The organism is Edaphosphingomonas fennica, assembly GCF_003034225.1.
Lineage (GTDB): Bacteria > Pseudomonadota > Alphaproteobacteria > Sphingomonadales > Sphingomonadaceae > Sphingomonas_E > Sphingomonas_E fennica.
Genome location: NZ_PHHF01000044.1, coordinates 25,292 through 42,604, shown reverse-complemented (window position 1 = coordinate 42,604; position 17,313 = coordinate 25,292). Strand labels below are relative to the sequence as shown.

Annotated in this window: 18 protein-coding genes; 8 read left to right on the top strand and 10 right to left on the bottom strand. The window is 66.9% G+C overall.

Annotation, left to right across the window (positions count from 1 at the left end; all coding sequences use genetic code 11):
- Window positions 1-58: 58 nt before the first annotated feature.
- The 3 genes from CV103_RS10615 to CV103_RS10605 are packed head-to-tail and all read right to left on the bottom strand — an operon-like array spanning window position 59 to window position 2,617.
- Entirely contained in the window at window positions 59-859 is an 801-nt protein-coding gene (locus CV103_RS10615) for an SDR family NAD(P)-dependent oxidoreductase (RefSeq protein WP_107394900.1), read from the bottom strand.
- Between the two features lie 4 nt (window positions 860-863).
- Window positions 864-1,760: an NAD-dependent epimerase/dehydratase family protein gene (locus CV103_RS10610; protein ID WP_015459980.1), complete on the bottom strand. Its 897-nt coding sequence runs from the start codon at window positions 1,758-1,760 to the stop codon at window positions 864-866.
- Window positions 1,761-1,789: 29 nt separating this feature from the next.
- Window positions 1,790-2,617 (bottom strand): SDR family NAD(P)-dependent oxidoreductase, encoded by an 828-nt coding sequence (locus CV103_RS10605; protein WP_107394899.1) that lies wholly within the window; start codon window positions 2,615-2,617, stop codon window positions 1,790-1,792.
- Between the two features lie 122 nt (window positions 2,618-2,739).
- On the opposite strand from CV103_RS10605, the gene CV103_RS10600 reads away from it, so the two are divergent.
- Complete coding sequence (locus CV103_RS10600) at window positions 2,740-3,096, top strand: winged helix-turn-helix transcriptional regulator (protein ID WP_015459982.1); 357 nt, start codon at window positions 2,740-2,742, stop codon at window positions 3,094-3,096.
- Between the two features lie 21 nt (window positions 3,097-3,117).
- Here CV103_RS10600 and CV103_RS10595 read toward each other — a convergent pair whose 3' ends face one another.
- The 3 genes from CV103_RS10595 to CV103_RS10585 form a co-directional block, all read right to left on the bottom strand.
- On the bottom strand, window positions 3,118-4,059 hold the full coding sequence (locus tag CV103_RS10595; protein ID WP_107394898.1) for an SDR family oxidoreductase: 942 nt from the start codon (window positions 4,057-4,059) through the stop codon (window positions 3,118-3,120).
- A gap of 155 nt (window positions 4,060-4,214) precedes the next feature.
- Window positions 4,215-5,654 (bottom strand): AMP nucleosidase, encoded by a 1,440-nt coding sequence (locus tag CV103_RS10590; protein ID WP_107394897.1) that lies wholly within the window; start codon window positions 5,652-5,654, stop codon window positions 4,215-4,217.
- 78 nt (window positions 5,655-5,732) lie between these two features.
- Window positions 5,733-6,215, bottom strand: coding sequence for a peroxiredoxin (locus CV103_RS10585; RefSeq protein WP_107394896.1), 483 nt, complete (start codon window positions 6,213-6,215; stop codon window positions 5,733-5,735).
- 134 nt (window positions 6,216-6,349) lie between these two features.
- On the opposite strand from CV103_RS10585, the gene CV103_RS10580 reads away from it, so the two are divergent.
- The 3 genes from CV103_RS10580 (at window position 6,350) to CV103_RS10570 (ending at window position 9,258) form a co-directional block, all read left to right on the top strand.
- Window positions 6,350-6,910, top strand: a complete 561-nt coding sequence (locus CV103_RS10580; protein ID WP_015459986.1) for a YqgE/AlgH family protein — start codon at window positions 6,350-6,352, stop codon at window positions 6,908-6,910.
- Window positions 6,911-7,048: 138 nt separating this feature from the next.
- Window positions 7,049-8,458 carry an adenosylhomocysteinase gene (gene ahcY / locus CV103_RS10575; RefSeq protein WP_107394895.1) on the top strand — a complete coding sequence of 470 codons (1,410 nt, stop codon included), beginning with the start codon at window positions 7,049-7,051 and terminating at the stop codon, window positions 8,456-8,458.
- A 173-nt stretch (window positions 8,459-8,631) separates the two neighbouring features.
- Window positions 8,632-9,258, top strand: coding sequence for a trimeric intracellular cation channel family protein (locus tag CV103_RS10570; protein ID WP_107394894.1), 627 nt, complete (start codon window positions 8,632-8,634; stop codon window positions 9,256-9,258).
- A 56-nt stretch (window positions 9,259-9,314) separates the two neighbouring features.
- Here the strand turns inward: CV103_RS10570 and sppA are convergent, their stop codons facing one another.
- Entirely contained in the window at window positions 9,315-11,201 is a 1,887-nt protein-coding gene (gene sppA / locus CV103_RS10565; protein ID WP_107394952.1) for a signal peptide peptidase SppA, read from the bottom strand.
- Window positions 11,202-11,462: 261 nt separating this feature from the next.
- Between sppA and groES the strand changes: the two genes are divergently transcribed.
- Both groES and groL read left to right on the top strand, forming a co-directional pair.
- Window positions 11,463-11,750 carry a co-chaperone GroES gene (groES, locus tag CV103_RS10560; protein ID WP_015459990.1) on the top strand — a complete coding sequence of 96 codons (288 nt, stop codon included), beginning with the start codon at window positions 11,463-11,465 and terminating at the stop codon, window positions 11,748-11,750.
- Between the two features lie 55 nt (window positions 11,751-11,805).
- On the top strand, window positions 11,806-13,446 hold the full coding sequence (gene groL, locus CV103_RS10555; RefSeq protein ID WP_015459991.1) for a chaperonin GroEL: 1,641 nt from the start codon (window positions 11,806-11,808) through the stop codon (window positions 13,444-13,446).
- 114 nt (window positions 13,447-13,560) lie between these two features.
- Here the strand turns inward: groL and CV103_RS10550 are convergent, their stop codons facing one another.
- From CV103_RS10550 to CV103_RS10540, 3 genes are all read right to left on the bottom strand, one after another.
- The gene (locus tag CV103_RS10550; RefSeq protein WP_015459992.1) at window positions 13,561-13,770 is read right to left on the bottom strand and encodes a hypothetical protein; all 210 of its coding nucleotides are present in this window, start codon (window positions 13,768-13,770) and stop codon (window positions 13,561-13,563) included.
- 194 nt (window positions 13,771-13,964) lie between these two features.
- Window positions 13,965-14,207 carry a hypothetical protein gene (locus CV103_RS10545; RefSeq protein WP_015459993.1) on the bottom strand — a complete coding sequence of 81 codons (243 nt, stop codon included), beginning with the start codon at window positions 14,205-14,207 and terminating at the stop codon, window positions 13,965-13,967.
- 145 nt (window positions 14,208-14,352) lie between these two features.
- Window positions 14,353-15,276 (bottom strand): MlaA family lipoprotein, encoded by a 924-nt coding sequence (locus CV103_RS10540; RefSeq protein WP_107394893.1) that lies wholly within the window; start codon window positions 15,274-15,276, stop codon window positions 14,353-14,355.
- 113 nt (window positions 15,277-15,389) lie between these two features.
- Between CV103_RS10540 and CV103_RS10535 the strand changes: the two genes are divergently transcribed.
- Window positions 15,390-16,352 (top strand): ArsR/SmtB family transcription factor, encoded by a 963-nt coding sequence (locus tag CV103_RS10535; protein ID WP_107394892.1) that lies wholly within the window; start codon window positions 15,390-15,392, stop codon window positions 16,350-16,352.
- Entirely contained in the window at window positions 16,349-17,290 is a 942-nt protein-coding gene (metF, locus tag CV103_RS10530; RefSeq protein WP_211314378.1) for a methylenetetrahydrofolate reductase, read from the top strand. Before CV103_RS10535 ends, metF begins: the two co-directional genes overlap by 4 nt.
- Window positions 17,291-17,313: the final 23 nt, after the last annotated feature.

Below are 17,313 nucleotides of genomic sequence, written 5' to 3'. Positions count from 1 at the left end.
TCCCAGCTTATGCTTACCGCCGGATTTCGGAGGGCGGCGCCGATCCGTCCCCCGCAGCCTAGTGCCCGCCGTCCACCCGGATATCGATGCCGTTCACGAAATCGGATGCGGGATCGGCCAGGAAGGCGACGGCGTTGGCGATATCCTCCGGCTTGCCGAGGCGGCCGGCATGGTTGGGCACGAACTTGCGCGCGGCCCAGCGTTCCACCTCGCTCCAGTCGCCGGTGACGCCGCTGCGCTCGGCCATCGCCGCCACCCATTTGCGGTTGGTGTCGGTCAGCACGAAGCCGGGGCTGATGCTGTTGGCGGTGATGCCGGTACGGGCCAGCGCCTTGGAAAGGCTGACGGTCAGCGCCCGGATCGCGGCCTTGGCGCCCTGATAATCGGGGATCATCGGCATCGGCACGTCCACCACGCCGCTGGACATCTGGATCAGCCGGCCCCAGCCCTTGTCCCGCATCGCGGGGGTGAAGGCGTGGATCAGCCGCACCATCGAGGCGACGTTGGAATCGTAGGTCGCCAGCCAGTCCTCGGCGCTCGCCTCGAACCAGCCGGCCATGCCGCCGCCGGCCGATTCCCCGCCGGCATTGTTGACGAGGATGTCGACATCGCCCGTCGCCGCCCGCGTCGCATCGACGATCGCCGCCGCCTCGGCATCGCCGGTGAGCGTGCCGATCACGACATGGGCGGTGCCGCCGGCCTTGCGGATGGCATCCGCGGCGGCCGCGGTCCGCCCCTCGTCGCGGCCGTGGCAGACCACGATCGCCCCTTCGGCGGCGAGCCGGACGGCGCTGGCCGCCCCGATCCCGCCGCTGGCCCCGGTGACCAGCGCCACCTTGCCGGCGAACCGCCCCGCCATGGCCTTACATGTCCTTATATTGGGCGACGATCTGGTTGACCGTGCGCTGGATGTCGTTGCGGCGATAGCCGAGCGTCGCGGTCTCGGCGGCGTCGGGTTCGTAGAACAGGTCGTTGCCACGGCCGGCGAAGATCGCGGCGTCGGGCAGCATCGGATGCTCCTGATCCAGCACCGGCGGCACATCCCGCCCGGCGGCCTGGAAGAAGAAGCCGAAATATTGCTGGTAGGAGAGGTTCTCGTCGCCGACCAGATAGGCCTTGCCGCCTTCGCCGCGTTCGAGCGCGCCTTCGACCGCTTCGGCCAGCGACTGGGTGGAGATGAAGTTGACGCCGCCGCCCGGCGCGAATTCCGGCATGGGCGCGAACTTGCCCTGCGCATATTGGGTATAGGCGACGAACATCGGCACGACGAGGCCGGGCACCGTGCCGACGACGAACGGCGCGTTGACGCTCAGCGTGCGGAAGCCCGGCCCGTTGAGCGCGCGGATGCCTTCGCAGCTTTCCTTGCGCGATTCGACATAGCGGTTGCCGGCGACGAGGTGGGGCGCGGCCTGCGGATAGAAGCTGCCGACGTTGACGGCGACCTTCACGCCCGCATCCCTGGCGAGCTGGAAGAAGCGCGGCACCGCCACGGAGTTGACCTTCTTCCAATAGGTCTCGTTATCCTCGCCTTCCGGGATGTGGCGAACGTCCTGCCCGGCGCAGAACACCAGCGCGTCGAAGCCGGCCGGGAAGCTGGTGTCGTTGATATAGTCGACCTTGATGAACGGCAGCTCGCCCAGCGGGGTGCCGGGGGTCGGCGGGGTGCGGCCGGCGATGCTGACGTCATGGCCCTTGGACTTGAGGTGGAGCGCGGCGTGGCCGCCGATCATGCCGGCGCCGCCGACAACGAGGATCTTCATGGTCTTTCTCCGGGGATTTGTTCAGGAAATCAGAAAATCAGGCCGTCGGTGGGGATCACCGGCACGTTGGTCCACTTGCCCTCGGCCGTGCGATACCAGCCGGCCGCCGCCAGCGCCCCCCCATCGACGTTGAGCGCCGCGCCCGTCATCCAGGCGGCCAGCGGGCTCGCCAGGAACAGGATGCCGCCCGCCATGTCCTCCGGCGTGCCGAAGCGGCCGAGCGGGATCCACTGCTTCAGATGATCCTTATATTCCGGCTTGATATACTGGCTGATCGCCACCTGCGGCGTATCGGTCGTCTCGGGCGCGATCAGGTTCACGCGGATGCCTTCGGGCGCGAGGTCGAGCGCCAGGCTCTTGGTGAAGCCGGTGATGCCCGTCTTGAACGCCGAATAGACGCTGTTGAACGGGATGCCGCGAAAGCCCTCGATCGAGGATACGCTGATGACGCTGCCGCCGGCCCCGCGCTTGCGGATCAGCGGGATCATCGCGCGCGTCACCGAGAAGATCTGCCGCATGTTGGTGGCGTAGAGGCGCTCGATATCCTCGTCGGTATGATCCTCGAAGCGCTTCACGATCATCAGGAAGTCGCCGACATTGTTGACCAGCACGTCCAGCCCGCCGAACCGGTCGTCGATCGCCCTGGCCAGCGCGTCGACATCGGCCTGGACCGTGACGTCGCCTTCCACCACCAGATGCCCGTCGCCCAGCGCCGCGCGCACGTCGGCCGCGCGGTCGGCATCCTTCTCGATCGTGACGACGGTGGCGCCCGCCTTGGCGAAGGCTTCCGCCGTGGCGCGGCCGATACCGACGCCGCCGCCCGTTACCAGCGCGATCTTTCCCGCAAAGTCGATCAAATGACCTCTCCAAACGCAATAGTTCGTATTTTTACGGAGGCTATGATACGCACAAACCAATGGCAACCACGCACCTTCGCGGCGCTTGGTATCCAAATGGAAACCATGGGGACGGATGAGCGATGCAGGATGATTTTCCCGCGCTGACGCTGGAGATCATGGATCTGGTGGGCGACAAATGGACGCTGCTGCTGGTCTATACGCTGGGCGAGGGCGCCATGCGCTTTTCCGAGCTGAAGCGGCGGGCCAGCCCGATCAGCCAGAAGATGCTGACCCAGACCCTGCGCGGATTGGAGCGGCACGGCATGGTCGACCGCAGCGTGCTGCCCACCGCCCCGCCGCAGGTGGAATATGCGCTGACCGGGCTGGGCCGCACCTTCCTTTCCGCCGCGAGCGTGATCTGCCAGTGGACCAAGGACAATCTGGAGGAATTGCAGGCCGCCCGGACCCATTTCGATTCGGCGCGGCTGGCGGCCTGAGGAGGCCGGGCCGCTGCCGGATCAGAGCTGGAAGCGGATGCCCGTCAGCTCCTCCGTAATGCCCCACAATTTTCCGGCGGCTGCCATGTCCTGCCCCGAAGGCTTGATCGTGGCCGGCGCGGGGGCGCCCTTCATCCCGCCGAAGCCGCCCGGCCCGTAGAATCCCCCGCCTTCGGCGTCTGGAGCGGTGGCGCCATAGAGCGTCGGCAGCGCGCCTGCCGATGCCGGTTGCCCGAGATAGGGCATCACCACCGACAGGATCGAGCTGATGAAATGATCGGCCAGCCGGAACTTGCCCAGCTGCTTGCGATTGGCGCCGATCGATGTCTGCGCCACGCCGGGATGCACGGCGATGCTTTTGATATTGCTGCCGGCCTGATCGATCCGGCGCTGGAATTCGCGCGCGAAAAGCAGGTTGGCGAGCTTGGTCTGGTTATAGGCGCGCTGGGCGCGGTAGCCGCGCTCGATCTGAAGGTCGTTCCAGTTGAACCGCCCCTGGCCGTGCACCAGGCTCGATACCGTCACCACGCGCGGGGCCGGGGTGGCGTTCAGCAGGGGGAGCAGCAGGCCCGTCAGGGTGAAATGGCCGAGATGGCCGATCGCGAAGGTCAGCTCGAATCCGTCGCCGCTCGTCCGCCGCTCGCTGATCGGCTGGATGCCCGCATTGTTGACAAGGATATCGATCGGCTTGCCTTCCGCCGCGAGCGACGCGGCGAAATCCTTCACGGCCTGAAGGCGGCTGAGATCGAGCATGCGGAATTCGAGCTTCGCATCGGCCGTCGATGCCCCGATGCGATCGGCGATCGTCCGGCCCAGCTGCTCGTTCCGGTCGACCGCCAGTATCTCGGCGCCGCGCCGGGCGAGCGCCCTGGCCGCTTCGAAGCCGATGCCGCTGGCGGCGCCGGTGATCAGCACCCGCTTGCTCGACAGATCGGGAATGTCGTTTTCGCCCCATTTGCGCATGCCGGCCTCTTTCCCCTTGTCCGGCCTCATGATCCACGCCGGTGGACCATCGGCTAGATCGGCCGTTACCGGGTGGCAAGGGGATGGCGGGCATGAGAGGGCGAACGCGATTTCGCTTTCTTTCCCTCTCGCCCTTTCCGGTGGCGATGCCGCGTTTAGCGGAACGGCGGCTCGTTGAACGCCCGCAGCTTGCGGCTGTGGAGGCGCTCGCCGGTGCGGCGCAGCTCGTCGATCGCGGCGATGCCGATCCGCAGATGCTCGCTGATCGCGCGCTCGTAGAAGCGGTTGGCTTGGCCGGGCAGCTTGATCTCGCCATGGATCGGCTTGTCCGACACGCAGAGCAGGGTGCCGTAGGGCACGCGGAAGCGATAGCCCTGGGCCGCGAGCGTGGCCGATTCCATGTCGATCGCCACCGCCCGGCTCTGGTTGAAGCGCAGCGCCGATCGCGTGTAGCGCAGTTCCCAGTTGCGATCGTCGGTGGTGACGACGGTGCCGGTGCGCAGGCGCCGCTTCAACTGCTCGGCCGGCTCGCCCGAAACCGTCTCGGCCGCCGCGCTCAGCGCCTGCTGCACCTCGGCAATGGCCGGGATCGGTATTTCCGGCGGCAGCACGTCGTCCAGCACATGATCGTCGCGCAGATAGGCGTGGGCCAGCACATAATCGCCGATCCGCTGCGACGGGCGCAGGCCGCCGCAATGGCCGATCATCAGCCAGGCTTCCGGCCGCATCACCGCGAGGTGATCGGTGATCGTCTTGGCGTTGGACGGGCCGACGCCGATATTGACCAGGGTGATGCCCGATCGGTTGGGGCCGACGAGGTGGTAGGCCGGCATCTGATGCCGCCGCCAGGCGCTGTCGGTGATGGCACGATCGGGATCGGCATTGGCCGCCGTAAGCTCCAGCCCGCCCGCGCAGCTCAGCAATTGATAGGGGCCGTCGTCCGACAGCTGCGTGCAGGCCCAGCGCACGAATTCATCGACATAGCGGTGATAGTTGGTGAACAGGATATAGTTCTGCACATGCTGCGTCGGCGTCCCGGTATAATGGCGCAGCCGCGCGATGGAAAAATCGACGCGCTGGGCGTCGAACAGCGCCAGCGGGCGGGCCTCGCCGCCTTCGCCCTGCCACAGGCCGTCCACCACCTCGTCGCCGATATGGATGAGGTCGTTGGACGGGAACACGCGGGCAAGCTCGGCCGCCGCCGCGTCGGCAAGGTCGACGCCGGCATCGAGCACGTAGGGATAGGGGATTTCCTGGCGCCCGCGCGAAACCTCGATCTCCGCGCCGAAATCGGCGACCAGCAGGTCGATCTGCTCGGCCAGATATTCCCGGAACATCGTCGGCTGGGTGACGGAGACCGCATAATGGCCGGCGGCGGTCAGCCGGCCGAAGGCGCGCAGCGGATGATGGCGGGTCGATCCGTCATAGCGGAGGTGCAGTTCGGGATAGGTGAAGGCACCCGCCGCGCGGGCGGCCTCGTCGGGCCGTTCGCCGGTGGCGATATAGCGGCCGAGTGCCGCGCGCAGCGCTTCGACGGAGGATTGATAGAGGGTGTCGAGCTGGTCGACGATGGCGAGGCTGGCTTTGGTGGCGATGTGGGCTTCTCCTATGGTCTGCTGTGGTCGAATATAAGCGAAGGCCGCGCCGTGCGGGCGCGGCCCCCGGATGCGGCCTTAAAGCTGGCCGAGCATGTAATCGGCCGAGCTCACCTTGAACTCGCCCGGCGCCTCGACATTCAGGACGCTGACGACGCCGTCGTCCACGATCATCGAGAAGCGCTGCCCGCGCGTGCCGAGGCCGAACTTGCTGCCGTCCATGGTGAGGCCCAGCGCCTTGGCGAAATCGCCATTGCCGTCCGCCAGCATGGTCACGGCTTCGCCCGCGCCGGCGCTCTTGCTCCAGGCGCCCATCACGAAGGCGTCGTTCACCGCGGTGCAGGCGATCTCGTCCACGCCCTTGGCCTTCAGCTCGGCCGCCTTCTCGATGAAGCCCGGCAGATGCTTGGCGGAGCAGGTGGGGGTGAAGGCGCCCGGCACGGAGAAGAGCGCGACCTTGCGGCCCTTGAAGAAATCCGCGCTCTGCACCGCTTCGGGGCCGCTTTCGGTCGGCTTGGTGAAGGTGGTTTCGGGAAGCGTGTCGCCCGCCTTGATCGTCATATCGGCATCCTTCTGTAGCCAGGAGTCGCGCTGGTCTACGCCAGCGCGATTGCAGTTTGAAGCATGGCGCATGTTCGGAACGCCTTGTGGAAAGCACACCTTCCATCCGCTCCAGCCATCTATAGATTGGGGATATGGATGCGCCAGCCTATCTCAGCGGCCAATTGCTGCTTGCCCTGCCCGGCATGGGCGACCCCCGATTCTCGCGCGCGGTGATCGCGATGTGCGCGCATGACGAGGAAGGGGCGCTGGGCATCGGCGTGGGCCAGCTGATGCCGCGCATCCGCCTGCACAGCCTGCTCGCCCAGCTCGATATCGATCCCGGCGAGGCGCCCGACGTGCCGATCCATGTGGGCGGGCCGGTGGAGCCGCAGCGCGGCTTCGTGCTGCATGGGCTGGACTGGGGCGGGCAGGATACGCTGCAGGTGGGCGAAAGCTGGGCGCTGACCTCCACGCTGGACGTGCTGCGCGCCATCGCCGAGGGCAGGGGGCCTTCGCGCTGGCTGGTCGCGCTGGGCTATGCCGGGTGGAGCCCCGGCCAGCTCGAGGACGAGATGACGGGCAATGCTTGGTTCGCGACCGGCGGCAGCCCCGGCGTTCTGTTCGATACCGCGGTGGACCAGCGCTGGACCTGCGCCTTCGCCAATGCCGGGATCGACGCGCGCCTGCTCGCGCCCGAAATCGGCCACGCCTGATCGCCGTTTCCACAGGACATAAAGAAATCTTTATATTTGGAATTGCGTTGCGGCGCCGGCCCGGCTAAGTGCCGCAGTCATGTTCCGCGCGCCATTTTCCCGCGCGGTAGTACCCGTGTCCCCCCAAGGAGAACCGACGTGGCGACCCTGCCTGCCGAAAGCTTCACCGATTATCTGGTCCACGACATCTCGCTCGCCGCATTCGGCCGCAAGGAGATCGAGATCGCCGAAACCGAGATGCCGGGCCTCATGGCGCTGCGCAAGGAATATGGCCCGTCGCAGCCGCTGAAGGGCGCGCGGATCACCGGTTCGCTGCACATGACGATCCAGACGGCGGTGCTGATCGAGACGCTGGTGCATCTGGGCGCCGAGGTCCGCTGGGCCTCGTGCAACATCTTCTCCACCCAGGATCACGCCGCCGCCGCCATCGCCGCGCAGGGCATCCCCGTCTTTGCCGTGAAGGGCGAGACGCTGGAGGAATATTGGGATTATGTGATCCGCATCTTCGACTGGGGCGATACCACCGCCAACATGATCCTGGACGATGGCGGCGACGCCACCATGTTCGCGCTGTGGGGCGCGCGCGTCGAGGCCGGCGAAGCGCTGTTCACCCCGTCCAACGAGGAAGAGGAAATCTTCGTCGCGACGCTCAAGCGCTTCCTGGCGGAACGCCCCGGCTACCTGACCGAGACGGTCAAGGCCATCAAGGGCGTTTCGGAAGAGACGACCACCGGCGTCCACCGCCTTTATGAGCTGGCGAAGAAGGGCAAGCTGCCTTTCCCGGCGATCAACGTGAACGACAGCGTCACCAAGTCGAAGTTCGACAATCTCTACGGCTGCAAGGAATCGCTGGTCGACGCCATCCGCCGCGCCACCGACGTGATGCTGGCCGGCAAGGTCGCCTGCGTCGCCGGCTTCGGCGATGTCGGCAAGGGTTCGGCCGCTTCGCTCCGCAACGGCGGCGCGCGCGTGCTGGTGACCGAGATCGACCCGATCTGCGCGCTGCAGGCGGCGATGGAAGGCTATGAAGTCGTGACGATGGAGGAGGCCGCGACCCGCGCCGACATCTTCGTCACCGCGACGGGCAATGAGGACGTCATCACCGTCGATCACATGCGCGCGATGAAGAACATGGCGATCGTGTGCAACATCGGCCACTTCGACAGCGAGATCCAGATCGCCGGCCTCAACAACATGAAGTGGACGGAGATCAAGCCGCAGGTGGACGAGGTCCAGTTCGCCGACGGCAAGAAGATCATCGTGCTGGCCAAGGGGCGCCTGGTGAACCTGGGCTGCGCCACCGGCCATCCCAGCTTCGTCATGTCCTCCAGCTTCACCAACCAGGTGCTGGCCCAGATCGAGCTGTGGACCAAGTCGAACGAATATAAGAACGAGGTCTATGTGCTGCCGAAGCATCTCGACGAGAAGGTGGCCGCGCTCCACCTCGAGAAGCTGGGCGTGAAGCTTTCCAAGCTCACCCCGAAGCAGGCGGCCTATATCGGCGTGACGCCGGAAGGCCCGTTCAAGCCGGATCATTACCGCTACTGATCCGACCGGACATTTTCGGGAAAGGGGCCGTCGACCGGGAGGTGGGCGGCCCTTTTTTCATATCGTCCCGCCGGGTGCCGGCAATCGCGGCATCGGGCGGGGAGGGGGCAAGTTCAGCATGACGGAATGCCCCCTGTTCGTCTAACGATCAGCCAGACCCATTCGGAGCCACCATGTCGATCCACGCCCCGATCCTCGACCAGGCGCCCGAGTGGCTGGACCTTGCCGGCATCGCGGTGTTCGCCGCTTCCGGCGCGCTGGCGGCGGCACGCGCGCGGCAGACGCTGGTGACCTTCGCCTTCTTCGCCGTCATCACCGGCACGGGCGGCGGCACGCTGCGCGATCTGCTGATCGGCGCGCCCGTATTCTGGATGCAGGACAATCCGGCGCTGGCGGTGTGCCTGGTGATGGCGGGGCTGGTGTGGTTGACGCCGTCGCGCTGGTGGCGCCCGCGCGCGCTGGACTGGTTCGACGCGGTGGGGCTGGCGGCCTATGCGGTCTATGGCGCGTCCAAGGCGCTGGCCTTCGGCGTCCCGCCGCTTGCCGCGGCGATGATGGGGGTAGTGACGGGCTGTTGCGGCGGCATCATTCGCGATGTGCTGGCCGGCGAGCCTTCCATCCTGCTCCGGCCCGAAATCTACGTGACCGCCGCCGCCTTGGCGGCGGGGCTGTTCGTCGTGCTCACCCTGCTCGGGGCATCCCTGCCGATCGCCTGGGGCGCCGGCGCTGCCGCGGGCTTCGCGCTCCGTGCCCTCGCCATCGCCCGCGGGCTGGGGCTGCCCGCCTATCGCCGCGGCTAGAGAGGCTTTCCAAGAAAACGCGGCAAGCAAAAGCTGGAGCGGCCGATCCGGCGCAATCAGAGGACGAGCCGTTCCAGACCCAGCTTCATGAGCAGCGCCTCCATCAGGCCGCCACGGGCGCGGGGCGCGGGGGTAGCGGCAATGGGGCATTCGAGGCAGCGCATCTGGATGGCCGGCCCTTCCGCCATCGCCTTCAGATCATGGAAGGCGCGCAGCATCTGCTGTTCGGGCAGGCGAGCGATGCGGCTATAGGCATCGCGCGGCGCATCGGCCTGCTCCTCGCTCTGCACCAGCCCGGCGAGGAACTGGCTGATGAGGCTGGGCGCGCGTTCGATATAGAGCGGCCGGGCCTTGGCGGGATCGATCTTCGCCCGGCGCGCGGCCTCGGCGATGGCGTCGCTCAACCCGCCGGTCTTGTCGACGAGGCGGAGGCCGACGGCGGTGCTGCCCGACCAGACCCGGCCCTGGCCGATCTCGTCCACGCGGGCGACGGGCAGGTTGCGCGATTGCGCGACGAGGCCGGTGAAGCGGCGGTAGATATCGTCGATCCCGGCCTGCATCAGCCGATCGAATTCGGGCGAGGTGCCGCGCAGCAGATCGGGTTCGCCCGATAGCGGCGTCGTCTTCACCCCATCCACCGACAGGCCGACCTTGGAGAGCGTGCCCGCGAAATTGGGCAGCAGGCCGAACACGCCGATCGATCCGGTGACGGTGGCCGGTTCCGCGAAGATGAAGTCGCCCGGCGTGGAGACCCAATAGCCGCCGGATGCCGCATAGGTGCCCATCGAGACGACGACGGGCAGCTTCTTGCGCTTGGCCTCCAGGATCGCTTCCCGGATCCGTTCGGAGCCCGTGACCGATCCGCCGGGCGAATCGACGCGCACCACCAGCGCCTTGATGCGGTTCCGGGCGAGTTCGTTCAGGATCAGCTTGGCGATGGTATCGCCGCCGGCCCGGCCGGGTGCCGCCTCGCCGTCGACGATCTCGCCGGCGATGGTGACGACGCCGATCTGGCCGCTCGCATTTTCCGGGTTGGCCGCGAGCCAGCCTTCCAGCGGGATCGCCTTGAAGGCGCCGGCCTCGCGATCGCCGGCCTCGCCCGCGATCTGGGCGATCCGCCGGCCGAATTCCACGCGATCGCCCACCTTGTCCACTAGCCCGGCGGCCAGCGCTGCCTTGGCGATATCGCCGCCGGCCTTGGCCAGGGCCTGTTCGGGATCGGCGATATAGGTTGCGAGCTGCGCGCGGGGGCGTGCGCGCTGCACGTCCGCCTGCCAGGTCCCCCACAGGCTGTCGACCAGCGCCTGGTTGGCGGCCCGCGCCTCGGGCGACTGATCGGTGCGGGTATAGGGTTCGACCGCCGATTTGAACTGGCCGACGCGATAGACCTTGGTCTGGACGCCGATCCTGTCGAGCAGCCCCTTGTAATAGAGCCGCGATCCGCCGGGGCCGGTGAGCAGCACCGCGCCGAAGGGATCGACCCACACCTCGCTGGCATGGGCGGCAAGCTGGTAGCTGTCGTCGGTATAGCCTGTCGCATAAGCGAGCACGGGCTTGTTCGCGGCGCGGACGCCGTCGATCGCCTTGGCCGCGGCGGCAAGCGTCGCCTGTCCGCCGCCGGCGAAGCGATCTAGATCCAGCACCACCGCCTTGATCGAGGGATTGCGCGCCGCGCCATCCAGCGCGCGCACGATATCGCGCAGGCGGTATTCGCGGCTTGCGGGGTTGCCGCCGGTCAGCGTGTCGATCGTGCCGGGCTGGGCCGGCTGCTCGACGAGCGTGCCCCTGAGATCGAGGACCAGCGCGCCGCTGGTCGCCGTCGCGGGCTTGGGCGTGGCGGACAGAAGGGCATAGAGCCCGCCGAAGAAGATCAGCATGAAAAGCAGGACCAGCGCATCTTTCACGCCGACCAGGATTTTCCACAATCCGCGCAGCAACTGCATCATCGTCCCCATGCTGAAACATGCAGGGGCTATCCTGTTCGGCGGCCGCATGAAAGGGCGATCGTCGCGCCGCCGCCCCGGATCGCGGCGGAAAGCGAAAATTTCGTCCCGGCCACGCTTGACGGTTTTCGGGTCGGCTCCAATATGGCGGCTGGCACTCGCCAATGGGGAGTGCTAACAGATCATTCGTTCCCAGCGCGCCGCCGCTGTCCGACCACGGGGAGGATCGGCGAGCCGCAAGACTAGAAAGGGTGACGCGCAATGAATTTCCGTCCGCTGCACGATCGTGTGCTGGTTCGTCGTGTCGAGGCCGAGGAGAAGACGGCCGGTGGCATCATCATTCCCGATACCGCCAAGGAAAAGCCGCAGGAAGGCGAAGTCGTCGCCGCCGGCGCCGGTGCCAAGGCCGAGGACGGCAAGGTGACCCCGCTCGACGTGAAGGCCGGCGATCGCATCCTGTTCGGCAAGTGGTCGGGCACCGAGGTCCGCGTGAACGGCGAAGACCTGCTGATCATGAAGGAATCGGACATCCTGGGCATCATCGCCTGAGCCGATCGCCCGACCGACCAGAATTCCAATTCAGATAAGCTAGAGGAACAAGAACATGGCAGCGAAAGACGTCAAGTTTTCGCGCGACGCGCGTGAACGCATCCTGCGCGGTGTCGATATCCTTGCCGATGCGGTGAAGGTGACGCTGGGTCCGAAGGGCCGCAACGTCGTGATCGACAAGTCGTTCGGCGCGCCGCGTATCACCAAGGACGGCGTTTCTGTCGCCAAGGAAATCGAACTGAAGGACAAGTTCGAGAATATGGGCGCCCAGATGGTCCGCGAGGTCGCCTCGAAGACCAACGACGTCGCCGGCGACGGCACCACCACCGCCACCGTGCTCGCCCAGGCGATCGTGCGTGAAGGCATGAAGTCGGTCGCGGCCGGCATGAACCCGATGGATCTGAAGCGCGGCATCGATCTCGCCGTCGCCAAGGTCGTCGAGGATCTGGCCAAGCGTTCGAAGCCGGTCGCCGGATCGAACGAAGTCGCCCAGGTCGGCATCATCTCGGCCAATGGCGACACCGAAGTCGGCCAGAAGATCGCGGAAGCGATGGAGAAGGTCGGCAAGGAAGGCGTGATCACCGTCGAGGAAGCCAAGGGCCTCGAATTCGAGCTGGACGTCGTCGAAGGCATGCAGTTCGACCGCGGCTACCTCTCGCCCTACTTCATCACCAACCCGGAAAAGATGCAGGTCGAGCTCAACGACCCCTACATCCTGATCCATGAGAAGAAGCTGTCCAACCTGCAGTCGATGCTTCCGATCCTGGAAGCGGTGGTGCAGTCGGGCCGTCCGCTCCTCATCATCGCCGAGGACATCGAGGGCGAGGCTCTCGCCACGCTCGTCGTCAACAAGCTGCGCGGCGGCCTGAAGGTCGCGGCCGTCAAGGCGCCGGGCTTCGGCGATCGCCGCAAGGCGATGCTCGAGGACATCGCGATCCTCACCAAGGGCGAGCTGATCTCGGAAGATCTCGGCATCAAGCTCGAGAACGTCACCGTCGGCATGCTCGGCACCGCCAAGCGCGTCACGATCGACAAGGACAACACCACCATCGTCGATGGCGCCGGTGATGCCGATGCGATCAAGGGCCGCGTGGAAGCGATCCGCAAGCAGATCGAGATCACGACCTCCGACTATGATCGCGAGAAGCTCCAGGAGCGTCTGGCGAAGCTGGCCGGCGGCGTCGCCGTCATCAAGGTCGGCGGTGCGACCGAGGTCGAGGTGAAGGAGCGCAAGGATCGCGTCGACGACGCCCTCCACGCCACCCGCGCGGCTGTCGAGGAAGGCATCGTTCCCGGCGGCGGCACGGCTCTCCTCTACGCCACCAAGGCTCTCGAAGGCCTGAAGGGCGCGAATGACGACCAGACCCGTGGTGTGGACATCATCCGCAAGGCGATCCAGACCCCGCTTCGTCAGATCGCCCAGAATGCCGGCCATGACGGCGCCGTCGTTTCCGGCAACCTGCTCCGCGAGAATGATGAGACCAAGGGCTTCAACGCCGCGACCGACACCTACGAGAACCTCGTGGCTGCCGGCGTGATCGATCCCACCAAGGTGGTGCGCACGGCGCTCCAGGACGCGGCCTCGGTCGCCGGCCTGCTGATCACCACCGAGGCGACGATCGCCGAGCTGCCGGACGACAAGCCCGCCCCGGCGATGCCGGGTGGCATGGGCGGCATGGGTGGCATGGACTTCTAAGTCCACGCTTCCAGCCGAACGGCAAAGGAAAGGGCCGGGGAGCGATCCCCGGCCCTTTTTCTATGCCTTCAGAGAGTGACGGCTGCCCGCCGGCCGCGTCGTCCGGCGCCGTTCCTAATAGCCGTTGTCGGAAGATTGGCTGCTCTCGCTGTCCTCGGCCATGTTGGCGGGCGCGACGAGGCCGTCGGCGGGGACGCTCTCGATTTCGGTGGCAGCCGGATCGGTGTTGACCTGCGCGTTGTCGGGGGAGGGGCGCCCGCAGGCGCTGAGCGGGCCGATCGCGGCGATCGCCGCCAGCATCGACATCCACTTCGTCCGCATCATGGCGCCGGCTCCGGGAAAATGGTCAGGAACCGGAATAGTATCGCGATTGGCGCCGGACGCAAAATCGCCGGCGGCCGGCGGCCGGGCCGGGATGTGGGAGGGGCAAAGAAAAGGGGCCGCAACCTCGTGCGAGGCGCGGCCCCTGATCCCGGAACCGTGCGCGCGTTATGGCGCGCGCAACGTCCCCAACGGCATTACTGCGCGTTGGTGGCGTTCTCGACGGCGTTCGTGGCGTTCTCGGCCGCGGCGTTGATGTCCGCAACGGCGTTCTCGGCGGTCGCGTTCACGTCGGTCACGGCTTCTTCGACAGTCGCGTTCACGTCGGCGACTTCGTTGGTGACTTCGGTCTCGTTCGAGGCAGCCGGCTCCTGCTTGCTGCAGGCGGCGAGGCCGAACGAAGCGACGGCGGCGAGCGAGAGAACAACGATCTTCTTCATGGGCTAAACCCTCCAGGTGGCAATAGCTGATGGATGCGTGGACGCCGCTTAATCACAGATCAAGGCGTGTTTCCCCCGAAACCAGCGATGCCCCCTTTATCGGGTTCGATGCGGCGGCGCAATCTCTCTTGTTCCGGTAGACTGATCATTTCAGGTTAAGATCGGACGAGGATGGCTGCGGCGGCGCGGCCGGCTCTTCCTGTGGTTGCTCCGTGGGTTGCGGGGCAGGGGTGGCGGCCGGTTCGTCCCCGGCCGGCGCGGAATCGGGATTCGGCGCGTCGGCTGTGGGCGTATCCGCATCCAGTTCCTTGATCGCGGCATCGACGTCCGCGTCGCTGGCCGATCCGGCATCGCCCGCCTGATCGGCGATTTCCGCCGCGCGGCGCTGGAAATAGGCCGAACGCGCGGTCGCATAGGGATCGAGGCTGGTGTTGAGCAGTGTATCGGCGCCCGTTTCCGTAAGGTTGGCGCGGATGCTCACCAGATTCACCACATCGGGAATCATCCGTTCGGTCCACGACAGGTCGGTGCATTCGCGCAGGCAGATGTTCACCGGATCGGCGAACATGCCGACGCCGGTGCCGATGCCGTCGCGGATCGTGGAGGGGCCGAACAGCGGCAGGACGATATAGGTGCTGCTCTTCACGCCCCACGCCGCCAGCGTCTGGCCGAAATCCTCCGGCGCGGGCTTGATGCCGAGGCCGGTGGCGTGATCGGCGAGGCCGCCGACGCCGATCGTGGTGTTCACGACGAAGCGGCCGAGATTGTTCACCGCCCGGCCGGGCTTGCCCTGCAGCAGGTTGTTGACGAAGGACCATGGCTCGGTGAGGTTATCGAAGACGTGCAGGATGCCGCGCCGCGCCGCGCGCGGGGTGATGGTGCGATAGACGGTCGAAACCGGCTTCATCGCCACCTTGTCGAGCGTCTGGTTGAAGCCCCAGACGGCGCGGTTGAAGCCTTCCAGCGGATCGCGCGGCCCGGATGCTTCCAGATCGGTCGCGGCGCTTTTCTGCGTGGTGGCGCACCCTGCCAGCAGCGCGGCGGCGGCGATGGTGACGAAAATGCGCATCTAAACGGCCTCTTGCAACGATTCCACAGCCCCCTGTCCCGCGCCTGCCATAGGGGCAAAGCGCGAACAAGTTGCTTGACGGATATAAAGATATCTTTATATCCTTATCCATCATGACGCGCATGCTCGACACCTTCCGCGCATTGGCCGATCCGACGCGCCTGCGGATCGTGGCCTTGCTGCGTGCGATGGAGCTTTCGGTCGGAGAACTGGCACAGGTGCTGGGGCAGAGCCAGCCCCGCGTTTCGCGCCATGTGAAGATTCTGGCCGATGCCGGCCTTGCCGATCGCCGCAAGGAAGGAAGCTGGGTGTTCCTGACGCTGGGGGATGATGCGCGGGTCGCGCCGCTCCTCGCGGCGATGGATGCCTGGGCGGCGGGCGAGCCCGGCGATCATTGGGCCATCGCGGATATCGCCCGGCTGGCGGCGGTGCGCGCCGATCGCGCGGCGGCGGCGGAAGGCTATTTCGCGGCCCATGCCGATGAATGGGATGCCATCCGCTCGCTCCACGTCGCCGAAAGCGCGGTGGAGGATGCGATCCGGCGCCTGCTGGGGCGGGATGCGATCGGTCGGCTGATCGATATCGGCACCGGCACCGGCCGGATGATCGAGCTGGTCGGCGGCACGGCGACGAGCGCGCTGGGCGTGGACCGCAGCCCGGAGATGCTGCGCATGGCGCGGGCCAAGCTGGCGGAGGCCGGGCTGGACAAGGCCGAGCTGCGCCAGGGCGACATGTATGCCCTGCCGCTGGCGAGCGGATCGGCGGATACGGTGATCCTGCACCAGGTGCTGCATTATGCCCACCAGCCGGCATCCGCGATCGCCGAGGCGGCGCGGCTGCTGGCGGATGGCGGGCGGCTGCTGATCGTCGATTTCGACCGGCACGAGAAGGAGGAGCTGCGCACCCGCGACGCGCATGTCCGTCTGGGTTTCGACGACGAACAGATGGCGGGCTGGTTCGCGGCCGCCGGGCTGGACGTCGAGGCGGTCGAGCGGCTCGACGGCGGCGAGCTGACGGTGAAATTGTGGCTGGGGCGGTGTCGCCCGGCCGACGCACGAGAGGATATTGCGGCATGAGCGTTTCGATCGCCCAGATGGAGGAGGCCCGCCGCGCGCTGGATGCGCCGCTGTTCGCCGACCTCGCCGGCGATTGCCAGGTGAGCTTCGAATTCTTCCCGCCCAAGACGGAGAAGATGGAGGAGACGCTGTGGAACGCGATCGAGACGCTGGCGCCGCTGGGGCCGCGCTTCGTTTCCGTCACCTATGGCGCGGGCGGATCGACGCGCGAGCGGACGCACGCCACCGTCGCCCGGATCGCGCGGGAAACGGCGATCCCGGCGGCCGCGCACCTCACCTGCGTCGATGCCAGCCGCGACGAGATACTCGATGTCGCCCGCGAATATTGGGCGGCCGGCGTGCGGCACATCGTGGCGCTGCGCGGCGATCCCCCGCGCGAGGGCGAGAAGTTCCAGGCGCATCCCGACGGTTTCGAGAATGCGGCCGCGCTGGTCGCGGGGCTGAAGTCGGTCGCGCCGTTTGAGATATCGGTCGCGGCCTATCCCGAATGCCATCCCGATTCGACGGACGTGGCGGCCGATCTCGACAATCTGAAGCGCAAGATCGATGCCGGCGCCAACCGCGCGATCAGCCAGTTCTTCTTTTCGGCCGATGCCTTCTTCCGCTTCCGGGACGCGGTGGAGGCCGCCGGCATCGATGCGGAGATCGTGCCGGGCATCCTGCCGGTGTCCAACGTCGCCCAGACGCGCAAGTTCGCCGGCATGTGCGGCGCCGCCATCCCCGCCTGGATGGACCGCCTGTTCGAGGGGCTGGACGACCGCCCGGCCGCCCGCCAGCTCGTCGCCGCCACGATCGCGGCCGAGATGTGCCGCAAGCTTTATGCGGGCGGCGTGCGGCATTTCCATTTCTACACGCTCAACCGCGCGGAGCTGAGCTACGCGATCTGCCATCTGCTCGGGCTTCGGCCCAATCCGGCGGCGGCGGAGAAGGCGGCGTGAACCTGCGGATTTCCCGTTCATGC